Annotated in this window: 14 protein-coding genes; 1 reads left to right on the forward strand and 13 read right to left on the reverse strand. The window is 71.3% G+C overall.

The window, feature by feature from the left end; genetic code table 11:
* Positions 1-39: 39 nt before the first annotated feature.
* Positions 40-804, forward strand: a complete 765-nt coding sequence (locus OG622_RS22140; RefSeq protein ID WP_371578360.1) for a hypothetical protein — start codon at positions 40-42, stop codon at positions 802-804.
* 38 nt (positions 805-842) lie between these two features.
* On the opposite strand, the gene OG622_RS22145 is transcribed toward OG622_RS22140, so the two are convergent.
* From OG622_RS22145 to OG622_RS22205, 13 genes are all read right to left on the reverse strand, one after another.
* Entirely contained in the window at positions 843-1016 is a 174-nt protein-coding gene (locus OG622_RS22145; protein ID WP_371578361.1) for a hypothetical protein, read from the reverse strand.
* Positions 1013-2452, reverse strand: a complete 1440-nt coding sequence (locus tag OG622_RS22150) for an MFS transporter (protein WP_371578362.1) — start codon at positions 2450-2452, stop codon at positions 1013-1015. Before OG622_RS22150 ends, OG622_RS22145 begins: the two co-directional genes overlap by 4 nt.
* Positions 2453-2544: 92 nt before the next feature.
* On the reverse strand, positions 2545-4854 hold the full coding sequence (locus OG622_RS22155; RefSeq protein ID WP_371578363.1) for an SDR family oxidoreductase: 2310 nt from the start codon (positions 4852-4854) through the stop codon (positions 2545-2547).
* Position 4855: 1 nt separating this feature from the next.
* Positions 4856-5800 (reverse strand): aromatase/cyclase, encoded by a 945-nt coding sequence (locus OG622_RS22160; RefSeq protein WP_371578364.1) that lies wholly within the window; start codon positions 5798-5800, stop codon positions 4856-4858.
* A gap of 47 nt (positions 5801-5847) precedes the next feature.
* A complete protein-coding gene (gene fabG, locus OG622_RS22165; RefSeq protein ID WP_371578365.1) occupies positions 5848-6630 on the reverse strand; it encodes a 3-oxoacyl-ACP reductase FabG in 783 nt (260 codons plus the stop codon).
* Between the two features lie 110 nt (positions 6631-6740).
* Positions 6741-7004 (reverse strand): acyl carrier protein, encoded by a 264-nt coding sequence (locus tag OG622_RS22170; RefSeq protein WP_371578366.1) that lies wholly within the window; start codon positions 7002-7004, stop codon positions 6741-6743.
* Positions 7005-7096: 92 nt separating this feature from the next.
* A complete protein-coding gene (locus tag OG622_RS22175) occupies positions 7097-8320 on the reverse strand; it encodes a ketosynthase chain-length factor (protein WP_371578367.1) in 1224 nt (407 codons plus the stop codon).
* Positions 8317-9588 carry a beta-ketoacyl synthase gene (locus OG622_RS22180; RefSeq protein ID WP_371578368.1) on the reverse strand — a complete coding sequence of 424 codons (1272 nt, stop codon included), beginning with the start codon at positions 9586-9588 and terminating at the stop codon, positions 8317-8319. Before OG622_RS22180 ends, OG622_RS22175 begins: the two co-directional genes overlap by 4 nt.
* Entirely contained in the window at positions 9585-9914 is a 330-nt protein-coding gene (locus OG622_RS22185; protein ID WP_371578369.1) for a TcmI family type II polyketide cyclase, read from the reverse strand. The genes OG622_RS22180 and OG622_RS22185 overlap by 4 nt, the downstream gene beginning before the upstream one ends.
* Positions 9915-9939: 25 nt before the next feature.
* On the reverse strand, positions 9940-11415 hold the full coding sequence (locus OG622_RS22190) for an FAD-dependent monooxygenase (RefSeq protein ID WP_371578370.1): 1476 nt from the start codon (positions 11413-11415) through the stop codon (positions 9940-9942).
* A 190-nt stretch (positions 11416-11605) separates the two neighbouring features.
* Positions 11606-12247, reverse strand: coding sequence for a monooxygenase (locus OG622_RS22195; protein WP_371578371.1), 642 nt, complete (start codon positions 12245-12247; stop codon positions 11606-11608).
* Positions 12248-12380: 133 nt separating this feature from the next.
* A complete protein-coding gene (locus OG622_RS22200; protein ID WP_371578372.1) occupies positions 12381-13031 on the reverse strand; it encodes a hypothetical protein in 651 nt (216 codons plus the stop codon).
* A 107-nt stretch (positions 13032-13138) separates the two neighbouring features.
* On the reverse strand, positions 13139-14836 hold the full coding sequence (locus tag OG622_RS22205; RefSeq protein WP_371578373.1) for an FAD-dependent monooxygenase: 1698 nt from the start codon (positions 14834-14836) through the stop codon (positions 13139-13141).
* Positions 14837-14864 lie beyond the last annotated feature (28 nt).

The following is a 14864-nucleotide window of genomic DNA, read 5'->3' on the forward strand; positions in this document are numbered from 1 at the left end:
ACCGCGCGAACGGCCCGGGCGGCCGTCCCGGGGCTCCGGTTGTGCAGCTCCTGCCGCGACCGGCTGCTCCTGTGCATCGCCGAAGCCGCGCACCTGTACCGCGAGTGTGGGGAGATGCTGTCCTGCACGACCCAGCTCCCCCTGCGTGAACGCACGAGCGGGGGCGGCGCGCCCACGGGTATGCCGTTCAACGAGGCTGCGGCCCGGGTCCGCACCGACCTGCTGACGCTGCTCGGCTCCTGGGCCTCTCTCGTCGCCCTGGAGAGGAACGTGGCGGCCCCGCCCCGCGACGTGGACGCCCGCGCCGCCTTCCTCAAGACCCAGGTGGAGTGGCTCGCCACCCATCAGGCCGCCGCCGACGTGTGCAGGGAACTCGAGGCCGCGGTCGTCGCGGCCCGGCGAGTCGCCCGCCCGGACGCGGCTCCCGGGCAGCTCCACCTGGGGACGTGCCCCGAGCCGCGGTGCGCCGGAGAACTGGTCGCCGAGGCACACGCCGCCCACGGCGAAAGCCCCGACCTCGTCACCTGTACGGCCGAGGAACGCCATCGTTGGCCGAGCCGACAGTGGACTTCACTGATGCGCCGCATGGCTGCCGCCCGTGCCGACGGGAGCGGCCAGGGGCCAGAGCGCTGGCTGGGCGTGGACCACATATCCCGTGTGTTCCAGGTGCCCGTCGGCACTGTGTACCGGCTCGCCTCCGAACACACCTGGAGCCGCTGCCGCCGTGCCGGGCGCACCTACTACCTTGAATCCGAGGTGCACTCCGTCTTCACCCGCCGAATGGAACGCGCGGGCAAGGGCTGACCGCCCGTGCGGTACGACGGCCGGAGAACCACCGACGCTCAGTCGATGCCCCGAACAATGTGGGACTCCGCCTCGTCCCGGTCTTCCTCCCCTGCGAGCAACGGCGACTCGTCCTTCTCCGGTACGGCGGTGATGTCCGGGACGGACGCGTGCGACACGCGTGCCGGGCGCGGTGACCTCGTCCCCACCACGAGCGGTTCACGGAAGTTCATGACGTCCTCCTTCTCACGAGGGTCGACCGGGACGGATCGTCCTGCAGGCCGGGACGCAGCCCGCCGATCGCGGAGATCCAGCCGAGCGCGGCGATGACGACCACCGCGCCGAGTGCCGGTGCGTGGGCCGACACCGCCCGGCCGGACGCGGGCGGCAACAGTGCGGCCGTCAACGCCAGGAACAGGGCGGCCCCCGCCTGGACCGCTGTCTGGTACACGGCGCTCGCCCGGCCCTTGCCACTGTCCGGTACGCCGGCGGTGGCCTGGATGTTGAGCGCGGTGAAGGCAAGGACGAATCCGGCGCCGACCAGGAGCAGTGCGGGGAACAACCCCGTCGGGTAAGGGGTGTTCAGCCCTCGGTGCCACAGCAGGACGAATCCGGCCAGGGCCGACGACAGCCCGGCGGCGATCAGACGCCGGGTGCCGAACCTCCCGATCATCCGGCCGGAGTACAGCGCGGAGCAGGCGAGCGGGGCGCTCGCGGGCAGAAAGGCCAGCGCCGTCCACAGCGGGCCGTGCCCCTCCCGGCCCTGGATGTGGAGGGTGGACGTCAGCAGCGTGCTCAGGTAGGCGCCGTTGAGGCAGGCCGCCCCGAGCGCCGCGCGCGCGAGACCGGGGCGGCGCAGCAGCGGAGCCGGGACGAGCGGTCGGGACACCACGCGTTCACGGAGGCCGAGGACGACGAAGAGGGTCACGGAGAGCAGCAGCAGGCCGCTGCCGCGCGGCCCCGTCCAGCCGTCGGCGGGCACGAGGGACAAGCCGCCCACCAGAGCGAAGAGTGCGCCGGTGAGCAGGAGGGCCCCGGCCGCGTCGGGGCGGCCCGGGTCGGTGCCGGGGGCCGGTGTGTCCCGGGGGATGACCCGGGCCCCGACGACCAGGAGCACGGCGACGACGGGCGCCGGGAAGGAAAGGGTCCATCTCCAGTCCCACGCCGTGAGCAGGCCGGACAGGAGCAGGCCCACCGTGAAGCCGGCTGCCCCGAAGAAGGCGTACACGGACACGGCCCGACGCCGGGCCGCTCCGTCGGCGAAGGCCGAGGTGATGATGGCGAGCCCCATCGGCGCGGTGAGCGCGGCGCAGCAGCCCTTGACGAATCGCGTGGCCACGAGCACGACCGGGTCCGTCGCGACCGCACCGACCAGCGAGGCCGCGGCGAACAGGGCCAGGGCAGCCAGGTAGGTACGGCGTCGGCCCCGGCGCTCCGCGAGCTGCGGGCCGAACAGCAGCAGCCCGGCGAAACCCAGGGCGAAGCCACTCATCGTCCACTGGACGCCCGCCGGCGGTAGACCCAGGTCCGCACCGATGGCCGGCGCGGCGACGACGAGTACGGAGACCTCCAGCGCGTCGAGCAGCATGTTGCCGGCGAGAACGGCGAGCAGGGCCCACTGCCGCGCCCCTGCCGCGGCAGGGGTCTGGGGGGCCGTAGATGACGTCATGATCCTCTTTCCCGAGGATGCGGTCGATCGGATCTGGGGTGGTGAACGGGGTAGGCCCGGGGCCCGGCACATGGCCGTGCCCCGGACGGGGCTCAGCCGAGCAGCGTGCCGCCGGTGGCGTCGACGAAGGCCCCGGTGACCCAGCGGGCGTCTTCACCGGCGAGGAACGCGACGACATCGGCGACGTCCTCCGGCTCGCCCACCCGGTTGAAGGCGGAGAGCCCGGCCATCTGCTCGACGGCCTCGGGGATGCCGAAGACGGGGTTGCTGTTGCGGGTGATGCCCGGTGCGACGCTGTTGACGGTGATGCCGCGCGGGCCCAGGTACTTGGCGAAGTGCAGGGCGAGTTGCTCGACCGCGCCCTTCGTCATGGCGTAGGCGATCTCGTCGGGATTGGCGACATGGGTCAGCCCGGAGGAGATGTTGATGACGCGCCCCCCGTCGGGCATGTTCCGCAGCGCCCGCTGAATGAGGAAGAAGGGAGCCTTGGCGTTCACGGCGACCAGCCGGTCGAACTGCTCGGGTGTGGTGTCCTCCACCGCCACTCCGCCCATTTCACCGGCGTTGTTGACAAGGATATTCAGTTCGCTGTCGCCTCGGCGTTCTTTGAGGCCCGCCTCAAGTCCCAGGAAGAGCTCGTGCACGTCGCCCGGAGTGCCCAGTTCGGCGCGGACCGCGAAGGCGCTCCCTCCGTCCTTCTCGATGGCCGCCACGGTGTCGTCGGCCGCGTCCTTGTTCGTCGCGTAGTGCACGGCGACCAGCGCGCCCTCGCGAGCCAGGCGGACGGCCGTGGCCCGGCCTATACCGCGACTTGATCCGGTGACCAGCGCCGTCTTTCCGGTGAGCTTGCCCATCGGGTTCCCTTCGTTCGTCTGCCCTGCGGACCTGGGGGCCGCGGGGGATGTCGTACGGACTGTCGGCACGCCGGCCGGCCCGAACCAGCGCGCCAGCGCGTCACCGAGGCCCTCGGTGCCGTCGCCGGCCCAGGCCACGTGACCGTCGGGGCGGACCAGCACCGCTCCGCTCCCGGCCGGCGATCCGCGTCGCGCACCATAGGTGCCGCGTGCCGTGAGGACGCGGTCCGCGTGGCTCGCGGCGGCCCGGCGCAGAGCAACGGTCCGTGATGCGTCGCCGTCGAGCCGCAGCAGCAGGCCCTTGCCCGTGCGGAGCGCCTCGGCCGAGGTGGGGGACTCGTCGTCCGCGTCGGCCAGGAGGGTGAGCGGCAGTCGGGCGCCGAGCTGAGGGTGGCCGCCTGGCCCGGCGTCGTAGCGGACGTCGAGGCCGCTGACCATCCCGGCGAGATGGGCGCGGGACTCTTCGTAGGTGATCAGTTCGGTCATGACAGCGCGAACGGACTCGGTTTCCGGGCCGCCCATCAGCAGCGTCGCCTGAGCACGAATGTTGGCCAGCACCCGCGCGCCGACCGGGTGGCGCTCGCTGTGGTAGGTGTCCAGAAGCTCCGGATGAGCTTCCCGGCGCACGTGCCGGGCCAGCTTCCAGCCGAGGTTCACGGCGTCCTGGAGCCCCAGGTTGAGGGCTTGCCCGCCGATCGGCAGCTGGCGGTGCGCGGCGTCACCGGCCAGCAGGACCCGGCCGTCGCGGTAGGTGGCCGCCTGCCGGGTCGTGTCGTCGAAGGAGTTGACCCACAGCGGGGTTCCGGACGTGATGTCCTCGCCGGTGACCCGCCGCCACACGGCGGCGAGTTCGTCGAAGCCGGGCGGCGTCGTACGCACGCGGGGCGGGGCGCCGAACTCGTGGACCATCACCCGGGTGACGCCGGCACCGCGCCGGGCGGCGATGGCCAGGCCCCTGTCCAGCCGGTGGAAACGGCGGTCGGGGACGTCAAGGCCGGCGACATCGGCTCGGAGGAGTTCGCGTTCCGCGTCCTGGCCCGGGAACGCGATGCCGGCCAGCCGCCGTACGCTGCTGCGCTCGCCGTCGCAGCCGACGAGGTACCGGGCGCGTAGCCGGACGGTACGTCCTGCCGACTCCACCTCGGCCGCGACGTGGTCCCGGTGCTGGGCCAGGGCCCGTAGCCGGTGGCCACGCAGCAGCCGCGCGCCCTGTTCGTCCGCCCGGACTCCGAGCAGTTCCTCGGTACGGGTCTGAGGGACCTTCCACTGCCCGGGGTGGGAGCTGGGCAGCGTCAAGTCCAAGGGGATGCCGCCGAAGTGGCCACGCGGATCGTTCGGCACCGTGCCCAGCCGGTCGAGCAGGCCCCGGGAGTCGAAAATCTCCATGGTGCGGGCGTGCAGCGTGGAGGCCCGGGACTCGGTGGCGGGCTGGTCCCGTTGCTCGACGACGAGCACCTCGGCACCGCCCAGCCGGAGTTCACCGGCGAGCATCAGCCCGACGGGGCCGGCTCCGACGACGAGCACCTCGGTGTCGAGTGCGGCGCCCATGTCAGCGCTTGGCCTCGGAGTACTCCTTGGCGTGCTGGAGTGTGGCGCGGCTGTTGGTGCTGAGCGCGGTACGTACGTAGTCGCGGGCGCGGTCCACGCCGGCGTCGGGGCCGAGGACCTCTGCGATGTTGGCGGTGTTGAGCACGACGGTGTGCCGCGAGGTCGCCGCGACACCCTGCCCTGTCTCCTCGAAGGTCCACAGGCCGGTGTGCAGGATCATCAGCGCGGGCAGCGTGACCTGTTTGTAGGCGATCCTGCGGTCGGGGAAGCAGACGCGATGGGACTTGGTGGTGTGGGTGGAACCGTCCTTGGCGCGGGTGTCCATCTCCAGGGTCTGCAGGCCCGGGGTGTCCTCCGTCAGCCGTACGGACGCCACGTGCGGCAGCCGCTCCGACCAGTGCTGTGCCTCGTTGATGAAGTCGTAGGCGTCCTTGACGGATCCGGCGATGTGGACGGTGTCCTCGAAGGAGAAGGTGAGGTCGGCCGTGGCGTGGGCGCGTTCTATGTTCTCCTTCAGCGCCGCGAGCTCGGACCGTGAGTTGCGGTCGACCGCCTGGTCGATCCACTCCAGCGAGGCCGGGTCGTCGTCGACGGCCCGGTAGTCGTGGGACAGGCGGACGCGGCTGGTCCCCGCGTCGCGTTCCTCGACGATCCACGCTCCGCCCATCGCGGCGACGGGCGGGGTGGAGATCTCCTGGCGGAACTCTATGCGCCGGGCCCTGTGGTCCAGGGTGCGGCGCGAGGTCCAGTTCTTGGCCTCTCCGTTGGCGGTGGCCCAGATGCGGATGCGCTCGCTCCCGGCGCCGCGCTCCACATGGTCGACATAGATGGTCGGCGGAAAGATCTGCGGCCAGTTGACCACATCGGCGATCAGTCGGTAGACGGCTGCGGCCGGCGCCGAGACGGTGATCTCGTGCTCGACCTCGCGTAGGGCGGACTGCGGCATGGTCACGTCTCCTCGGTCGGTGTTCACTGGTGGGCGGGCGGCACGGCTCAGAAGTTGCCGAGGCCGCCACAGACGTTCAGGGCCTGGGAGGTGATGGACGCGGCGGTGTCGGAGGCCAGGTAGGCCACCAGGCCGGCGACTTCGTCGGGAGTGGAGTAGCGGCCGAGCGGGATCTTCGCCTGGAACTTCTCCAGGACGGTCTCCTCGTCGGTGCTCCAAGCCGCGGCGTAACCGGCGCGCACGCGCTGCGCCATGGGGGTCTCCACATAGCCGGGGCAGACCGCGTTGACGGTGACACCTGTGGCCGCCAGCTCGTTGCCGAGTGCCTTGGTGAATCCGACGACGCCGTGCTTGGAGGCGGAGTACGGGGCACCCAGCACCACGCCCTGCTTGCCCGCGGTCGACGCGATGTTGATGATGCGACCGCGGCTCTTGAAGCGCATCCGACCCGTGGTGAGGACTTCGCGAGTCATCCGGAAGACGCTGTTGAGATTGGTGTCGATCACGTCGTGCCACAGCTCGTCGCCGATGTCCGCGGTGACACCGCCGCCGCTGCGGCCGGCGTTGTTGACCAGGACGTCGACGCTGCCGTGGCGGGCCACGGCGGCCTTGACGAAGGCGTGCACACTGGCGTTGTCACGCACGTCCAGTTCGGTACCGTGCGCTTCGATGCCTTCGGCGCGGAGCTGCTTGACGGTGGCGATGACGTTCTCGGTGCTGCGGGCGCCTAGGAAGACCGTGTGGCCCCGCTCTCCGAGCAGGCGGGCGACGGCCAGCCCGATACCGCTGGTGGCACCGGTGACGAGAGCGAGACGAGGAGCTGAGGGCATGGGTACTCCGTATGTGTCGGGGGCGCTGAGTACCTGATCGGCCTCAACGGGCGCGGCTTCGCTGCCGCCGGTGTGGGATTCCGCCGGGCGGCAGTGGTGACAGGAGAGGGTCAGGCGGCGGCCCTGGTGATGTGCCGGTTGACGGTGTCGATGAGCTCGCGCGGGGTGCCGGCGTCCGTCAGGGCGGAGTCGTCCAGGGTGATGGCCCACTCACGCTCGATTCGGCCGCCCGTCTCCAGCAGCGCGAGGGACTCGTATCCCAGGTCGGTGAAGGCGGTGTCCAGGATGTCGCCGTCCAGGTCCACGTCCTCAGCCGCGCCGGCCCCCTCCAGGAGGATGCGTTTGAGGTTGTCCAGGGTGAATGCAGCAGACATGTCTTCCGGTTCCTTCCATGTCTCTCGTGGCAAGTGGTGTTGGCGGCTCCGCGCCGTGGTGCGCGGGCGGGGCCGTGCAGGGCCCCGCCCGTTCAGTCGGCCGCACGCAGTACGGCGGCGGAGTTGAACCCGCCCTGCCCGCGGGCCAGGACCAGGGCGCAGCGCACCTCGGCGGTGCGCGGATGGCCGGTGACGAGGTCCAGGCCGTAGCCGGGGTCCGCCTGGCTGTGCACGGTGGGCGGGATGATCCCTTCTTTCATGGCCAGCAGGGCGGTGGCGACGTCCAGTGGTGCCGCGCCCGAGCAGAGGCGGCCCGTCATGGTCTTCGGAGCGGTGACGGGCACTCCCCACTCGCCGAAGACGGCCCGCAGCGCTTCGGCCTCCACCCGGTCGAGTTCCGGGTCGGCGGCGGCATCGGCGAAGACCACACCCACGTCGTCGGGGGTGGCGTCCGCGTCGGCGAGGGCGAGCCGTATCGCACGGTCCAGCCCGCCCGTTCCGTCGCTGCCGGGGGTCGCGTCGAAGGTGGACGCGCAGCCGTCGAGGGTGCCGTAGAGGCGGGCGCCGCGGCGGCGGGCCGCCACCGCGTCCTCCAGGACGAAGAGGGCGCCGCCCTCCCCGGGGACGTGACCCGCGGCGTCCCGGTCGAAGGGCAGATACGCTCGTTCGGGACGATCGCCGGTGCTGAGCCGGCCGCTGGTGAGCAGCGCGGCCCAGCCCCAGGGACAGATCGAGGCGTCCACCGCTCCGGACAGGACCAGCCCGGTTCCCTTGCGGACGGCTCGCCGCGCCTGGGCGAGGGCGTCCAGCCCGCCGGCCCCGTCGGCCACCAGGACACCACTGGGGCCCTTCATGTTGTTGCGGATGGAGATCTGGCCGCTGTTGACCGCGTAGAACCAGGCGAAGGACTGATACGCGCTCACATGCTGGCTGCCCTGGCTCCACAGTTTGCGCAGTTCGTTCTGGCCGAACTCGAAGCCGCCGGAGGAGGCTGCGGTGATCACGCCCATGTCGAAGCCGTCCCGCTCGGACGGGTCGACGCCGGCGTCCGCCAGCGCCCAGTCGGCCGCGGTCAGAGCGAGGCGTGTCATGTGGTCGGTCTGGGGCAGCAGCCGGCTGGGCAGGTGATCGGCCGCCTCGAATCCGGGTACCTCACCCGCCAGGACCGCCGGATAGCCGTCCGCCCGGAAGCGGGACACCGGGCCGATGCCGCACTTGCCGACGCGGGTGGCCGCCCAGTAGTCCTCCGTGCCGAGGCCGTTGGGCGCGGCCACGCCCATCCCGGTGATGGCCACGGGTGCCACGGCGGGTCTCATGCCGGGCTCCTCTCCGGCCGTGCCAGCACCATCGCGGACTGGAAGCCGCCGAAGCCGCTCCCGACCGTCAGCACGGTGTCGGTGGTGTGCTCACGCGCGGTGAGCGGTACGTAGTCCAGGTCGCACTCCGGGTCGGGGGTGTGCAGGTTGGCGGTGGGCGGGACGACGTCGTGCTCCATCGCCAGGACGCAGGCCGCGATCTCGATGGAGCCGATGGCGCCGAGCGAGTGGCCGACCATGGACTTGATGGAACTGACGGGCACCGCGTAGGCGTGCGCCCCCAGGCTCCGTTTGAAGGCGGCGGTCTCGTGCCGGTCGTTCTGCTTGGTGCCGGAGCCGTGGGCGTTGATGTAGTCGACGTCCTGCGGGGCCAGCCGGGCCTCATCCAGGGCGCTGCGGATGGCTTCCGCCATCTCGGCGCCGTCCGGGCGCAGTCCGGTCATGTGGTAGGCGTTGGAACGGGTGGCGTATCCGGCGAGTTCGGCGTAGATGTGAGCCCCGCGGCGGCGTGCGCTCTCGAACTCCTCCAGGACGAAGAAGGCGGAGCCCTCGCCCAGGACGAAGCCGTTGCGGGTGCCGTCGAAGGGCCTCGACGCGGTGCCGGGGTCGTCGCTACGGGGCGTGGTCGCCTTGATCGCGTCGAAGCAGGCCATGGTGATGGGGGAGATCGGAGCGTCGGAGGCGCCGGCCACCATCACGTCGGCGCTGCCCTCACGGATCAGCTCCACGGCGTGGCCGACCGAGTCGATCCCGGACGTACATCCGGTGGACACCACGGAGGCGGGACCGTGCGCCCCGGCGATCCGCGCCACCTCGGCCGCGAAGGAGCTTGGTACGAACGCGTCGTACAGGTGGGGCGGAGCGTAGCCGTGGTCCACCAGCTCCAGCCGGCCGCCGTCGCTGACGACCCGGTACTCCTGGTCAAGGGTCATCGTCGCGCCCACCGCGGTACCGACGACGACACCGGTGCGGTAGGGGTCGATACCCGCGTCGGCCACCGCGCTGTCGGCCAGGGCCTCCCGTGCGGCGACCACGGCGAGTTGAGCAGCTCGATCCATGCGCCGGATCTCCTGCGGGGAGAGACCGTGCTCCTGCGGGTCGAAGTCGATTTCGGCGGCCACCCGGGAGCGGAAGGGTGAGGGGTCGAAGAAGGTGATGCCGCGGGTCGCGGTGCGTCCCTCGCTCAGCAGGCTCCAGAAGTTCTTGACGCCCACGCCACCGGGGGCTACGACGCCGACGCCGGTGAGGGCCACGCGCCGGGCGCTCACTGCTGCGCCTCCCAGGTGTAGAAACGGGTCGCCATGGCGTCCCTCGGAGAGCGCCAGGTCGTCGGGTCGTATGCCTGGACGAACGGCTTGAGGTCCTCACTGATGCGCACGAAACGCAGGTCGTCCTTGGCGTTCTCGATGCGCGAGCCGCCGTCGTCCGTGTCGAAGTCCTGGAGGTGGAAGTAGAGGCCACGGTAGGAGAAGAGCTGTCGGCGGCGGGTGCCCATGCGGTGGGGCATCTCGGTGTCGTCGAAGGCCTTGAACAGTTCGGCGACCTGCTCGGCGGACTCGGGCGCCAGCCGGGCCACGATCAGAGTGCTGTGCATGGATGGGTCTCCCGTGGTGGAGGGGTCAGGCGGTCCGGGCGGGGCCGAACCACCGCGCGAGTGAGGTGGGAAGGTCCTGGTGGCAGCCGGGGGCGGCCCAGGCGACATGGCCGTCAGGCCGCAGCAGCACGGCCGCGGTGTTCGCCAGGTCTCCTTCCGTCGGATTTCTCGGGGTGGCCGTGACGATGTCGACGCGGTCGGTCCAGCCGAGGGCACGGCGCCGCAGATGGAGGTTGTCCCCCAGGTCGAGCAGGACGCCGCGGCCCGGCCTGAGCAGTTCGGTGGTGCTGGTGGCTCCGCAGGCCGCGGTCAGGGGCAGGTTCGGCATGCGCAGACCGAGCAACGGATGGTCGCCGCCGCCCAGTTCGTAGCGGATCTCCAGGCCGGAGACCATGGCGGCCAGGTGTCGTGAGACCGGCAGATAGCCGATCAGTTCCTTGATGACGTCGCGCAGGGGCTGCATCTCCGGCCCGGAGAGGAAGAGCAGGCCCTGCGCCCGGGTGTTCATCAGCAGACGCGTGCCCACCGGGTGGCGCTCGGAGTGGTAGGTGTCGAGCAGTTCCTCGCCGACCCGGCCCCGGACGACCGCGGCGAGCTTCCAACCGAGGTTGACGGCGTCCTGGATGCTGGTGTTCATGCCTTGACCACCAGCGGGCAGATGGACGTGGGCAGCGTCTCCCGCGAGCAGGACACGACCGCGCCGGTACTCCGTGACCTGCCGGGTGGCGTCCCCGAAGGAACTGACCCACACCGGTTCACCGTGCGAGATGTCCTCTCCCGTGACCCGCTTCCAACCGGCGACCACTTCCTCGAAGGAGGGGGCCGCGGTTCGGCGCTGCGGAGGGGTACCGCGTTCACACAGGATGAGCCGGGTGATGCCGCCGGGCAACGGGCCGACCATGACCATGCCGCCCTCGAAGGTCTCGCCGATCATCCGGGGGGCCAGCTCCAGGCCGCTGACGTCGGCGAGGAACATCTCCATCGTGGCGGCGGTGCCGGGGAAGTCGAACCCGGACGCCTTGCGGACCATGCTGCGCCCACCGTCGCAGCCGACCAGGTGACGGGCAGTCAGTTCGACCGTGTCGCCGTCCGGGGTGCGCACCCGAGCAGTGACGCGGTCGCCCTCGTCGGTGAAGGAAAGCACCTCGTGACCGCGGCGCAGGTCGCCCCCGAGGTCGCCGACCCAGGCTTCCAGGACGGCCTCGGTGTGAGACTGGGGGACGGTCTTGGCGGCCTGGTGGGCGCCCTCGAGGACACCGAAGTCGACGGGCAGTCCGCCGAAGTGGCCGACGTTGCTTGTCTGCACCTCCCCGAAGCGGCTCAGCAGGCCACGCTGGTCGAAGACCTCCATGGTGCGGGCGGTGAAGCCCAGTCCCCGTGACTCACCGGTCCGTTCGGGGAGTTTCTCCAGGGTGATGACGTCCACGCCGGCCAGGCGCAACTCTCCGGTGAGCATGAGGCCGGCCGGGCCGGCACCCACGACTATCACTTCCGTGTCCATCTGCCATCTCCTCCTTGGATCCGGGCCGGCGCCCACGGCACGGCGAACCGGCCGACGGCCGGCGGGCGTCCGGCACGCACAGGGCCCCTGTCCGGACGGTGATCTCTTGGATCAGCCGTCCGGACAGGGGCCCCTGCCCACCGATGTCAGCCCGCTCGGAGCTCTCTGTCCCGAAGCGGGTGTCTTTGTGTCAGCGCACCACCGAGTCGGCCAGGCGGTAGCGCTTGCCTCCGATGCCTCGTACTCCGGGCATGGTGAGCGCCTCGAAGCATTCCTTGGGTCGCTCGCTCTGCATGAAACGTGCGTGGGACTCCTCGTCCACCCACTGCGCCCAGTTGAGAACCCTCGTGCCGTCCACGCTGATGTGGAAGTGCGAGGAGACCAGGCCGGGGAACGGCGTGCCGAGCGGCCCGTCCAGCAGGTTGTCCGCCGCGCGCCGCTGCCGTTCCCGGCCGTCGACGTCGAAGACGGGCGGAACGAGCAGGGTGGGGACGCTCCCGGCTTCGAGGACCCGGCCCCGGTAGAGCCGGTATCGGACGGGCTCGACGGCGTCGGGCTCCTTCTCGTACCGGCCGGTGTCGCGAACGTACTCGCGGTAGACCTCGTCGGAGGTCCACTGCGCGTACGTCAGGACGTTCTCCGCCTCGGTGCAGGTGAAGACGCTCACCGAGAGCATGCCCTCCGGGAGGGGTCCGTCCCGGTAAGGGGCCATGACGCGTTCGACCTCGGCGCGCTGGGCGTCGGCGGAGCCCACGTACAGCGGCGTGACCAGGACTATGCCGCTGTCGGAGCGGCTGACGTCCGGGAAGGGGACCGTTGTCGGAGGGGTCATGCGCGGGCTCTCCTCTTCATCGGGAACTGCTGTCGGGGGTGTGGCGTTCGCGAGCGTGAACTCCCTTGCCCCGCTTGCAGGTTAACAATTTCGAGGTGCCTGATCAGGCCCGGTTGAGGCGCTTTCCGGACGTTCACGAGCCGAGGCTTCGGAGCCGGTGGTAGCGCCGGAAACCGATCGGGCGCACACCCGGCGTCTGTTCCGTGACCCGCAGGTTGCCGTGCCGTGTGCCTCCCTCCAGGAACGCGACGTGCGCCTCGTCGGTCGTCCACTCTGCGAAATTGGTCACCCGCGTTCCGTCGACGCTCAGATGGAAGTGGGAGCCGATCATGCCCGCGTGCTCGTCCGCCGGCGCCTCCCCGAGCCGGCGGGCGATGGAATCCACGATGAACCGCTGGCGTTCGGGCCCGTCCACGTCGAACATGGCGGTGACGAGGGCCCCCGGCGGCTCGGTCGAGAGTTCCGTCACCACGCTGCGGTGCAACCGGTACTCGACCGGCTCCCTACGTGCGGCGCCGGGCAGCGCACGGACGAACCGCCGGTATGCGGTGGCGCCGGAGCACTGCGTGTACGTCATCGCCGTGTCGCCCTCCACGCTCAGGTAGCACGAGAACGTGAGGAACTCCTCGGGCCACGGGGCCCGCCGCCAGACGTCGGTGACCTCGTCGAGTTCGGTCCGCGCCCTGTCGGGGTCTCCCACGTACCAGTGGCTGACGAAGACCGCGCGGGCGTCGGCGCGCGCGATGTCCGGCGCGGTGGGCTGTTCGGCAACGGTGTCGGTCATGGTCGTCTCCATGAGGGCTGGTCCTCTCCAGAACGTCCGGTGTTCCGCACGAGGTGTTCCGCACGAGGTGTTCCGCACGAGGTCCGGTCCTTGCCGGAAGGTTGGCCTCACCCCGGGGCCTCGCCGAAGTGGCGTCGCAGGGCCGTACCGAGGTCGCCATCGGCGTTCGTCCACGCCACGTACCCGTCCGGCCGGACCAGAAGGGCCCCGGTGCCGGACAACCCGCTCGACGGGGGGTCACCGGCGAGACGGGCGGCCACCACGTCGACGCGGTCCTTCCAGCCCTCGGCGGCGGCCGCGTAGCCGTGGTCCCCGCCGAGGACCAGGAGCACTCCCCGGGCCGAACGGAGCAGATCCATGGTGGTGACCCGGCCGCCGTCCGGCAGGGCGAGAGCGGCCCCCGGCAGCCTCCGGCCAAGGAGCGGGTGGTCGCCGGGGCCGACGTCGTAGCGGATGTCGAGTCCGCTGACCATGCTGGCCAGTTCCTGAGCCGCCGCCTCGCCCCGGAAGACCCGGCCGAGCACCTCCCGCAGCGGCTGCATCTCGTCGCCGCCAAGGAACAGTGCCGCCTGCGCCCGGGTGTTGCGCACCAACTCCGCACCGACCGGGTGCCGTTCGGCGTGATACGCGTTGAGGAGAGGCTCGTCCGCGCGGCCCGTCACCACGGCTCCCAGCCGCCAGCCGAGGTTCACGGCGTCCTGAATGCCGACGTTCATGCCCTGACCACCGGCCGGCAGGTGCACATGGGCGGCGTCGCCGGCCAGCAGGACCCGGCCGTGTCGGTACTCACTCGCCTGCCGGGCCGCGTCTCCGAAGGAGCTCACCCAGACGGGCGTGGCCCCGGAGATGTCCTCTCCGCTGACCCGCTGCCATGCCTCGGCCACCTCGCGGAACTCGGGCGGCCCGGAGCCTGTCCTGGGTGGCCTGCCGCGTTCGTGTACGACAACCCGCATCACGCCGTCGGGCAGCGGGGCGGCCAGGAGCATGCCGTTGGGCCGCCGCCCTCCCGACCAGAGCGGGTCCAGGTCCAGGTCCCTGACGTCGGCGAGCAGCAGCTCCGTCGTGGCGTCGACACCGGGGAAGCCGAAGCCGCACGACCGACGCACCAGGCTGCGGCCGCCGTCACACCCCACGAGGTAGGGCGCGGTCAGCAGCTGTTCCCCGGAGGGTGTCTCGACTCGAACCTCGACATGCCGGCCATCGTCCTCGACGGCGACCACTCGGTTCCCGTAGCGCAGTTCGACGCCGAGTTCCCGGGCCCAATCGCCCAGCACCGCCACGGTCCGCGCCTGGGAGACGCCCGTGACGCTCGCGTGCTCGCCGTCCCCGACCGCGTAGTCCACCGGCACGCTTCCGAAGTGACCGCCCGGGGCCGGCGCGAGGGCACCGAACCTCTCCAGCAGCCCCCGCTGGTCGAACACCTCCAGGGTGCGCGCGGTGAACCCCATACCGCGGGACTCGGCACTGGAGCCGCTCTCCTTCTCCAGGACCACCACGGCCGCTCCGGCCAGCCGCAGCTCCGCGGCGAGCATGAGACCCACCGGACCGGCCCCGACGACGATCACATCCCATTCCATCTCCGCACGCACCTTTCGCACCTGGCTCTCCGAAGCGATCACCGTGATCGCTCCGGCCGGGCAGCACTCGGCGATCTCCCGCAGGCGCACCAGGCCGGTGCCGTCGACCCCGGAGGTGCGGAACACCGCGGGTCCGTCGTCGGTCAGCTCGAACAGCGCGGGATCCATCGCCTCGCACATGCCGGTGCCGTAGCAGAGCGTTCGGTCCACGTGTGCCACGGCTCGCATGAAGGCTTCTCCTCGGACGCCCGGGCCG

This window comes from Streptomyces sp. NBC_01314, from assembly GCF_041435215.1.
GTDB lineage: Bacteria > Actinomycetota > Actinomycetes > Streptomycetales > Streptomycetaceae > Streptomyces.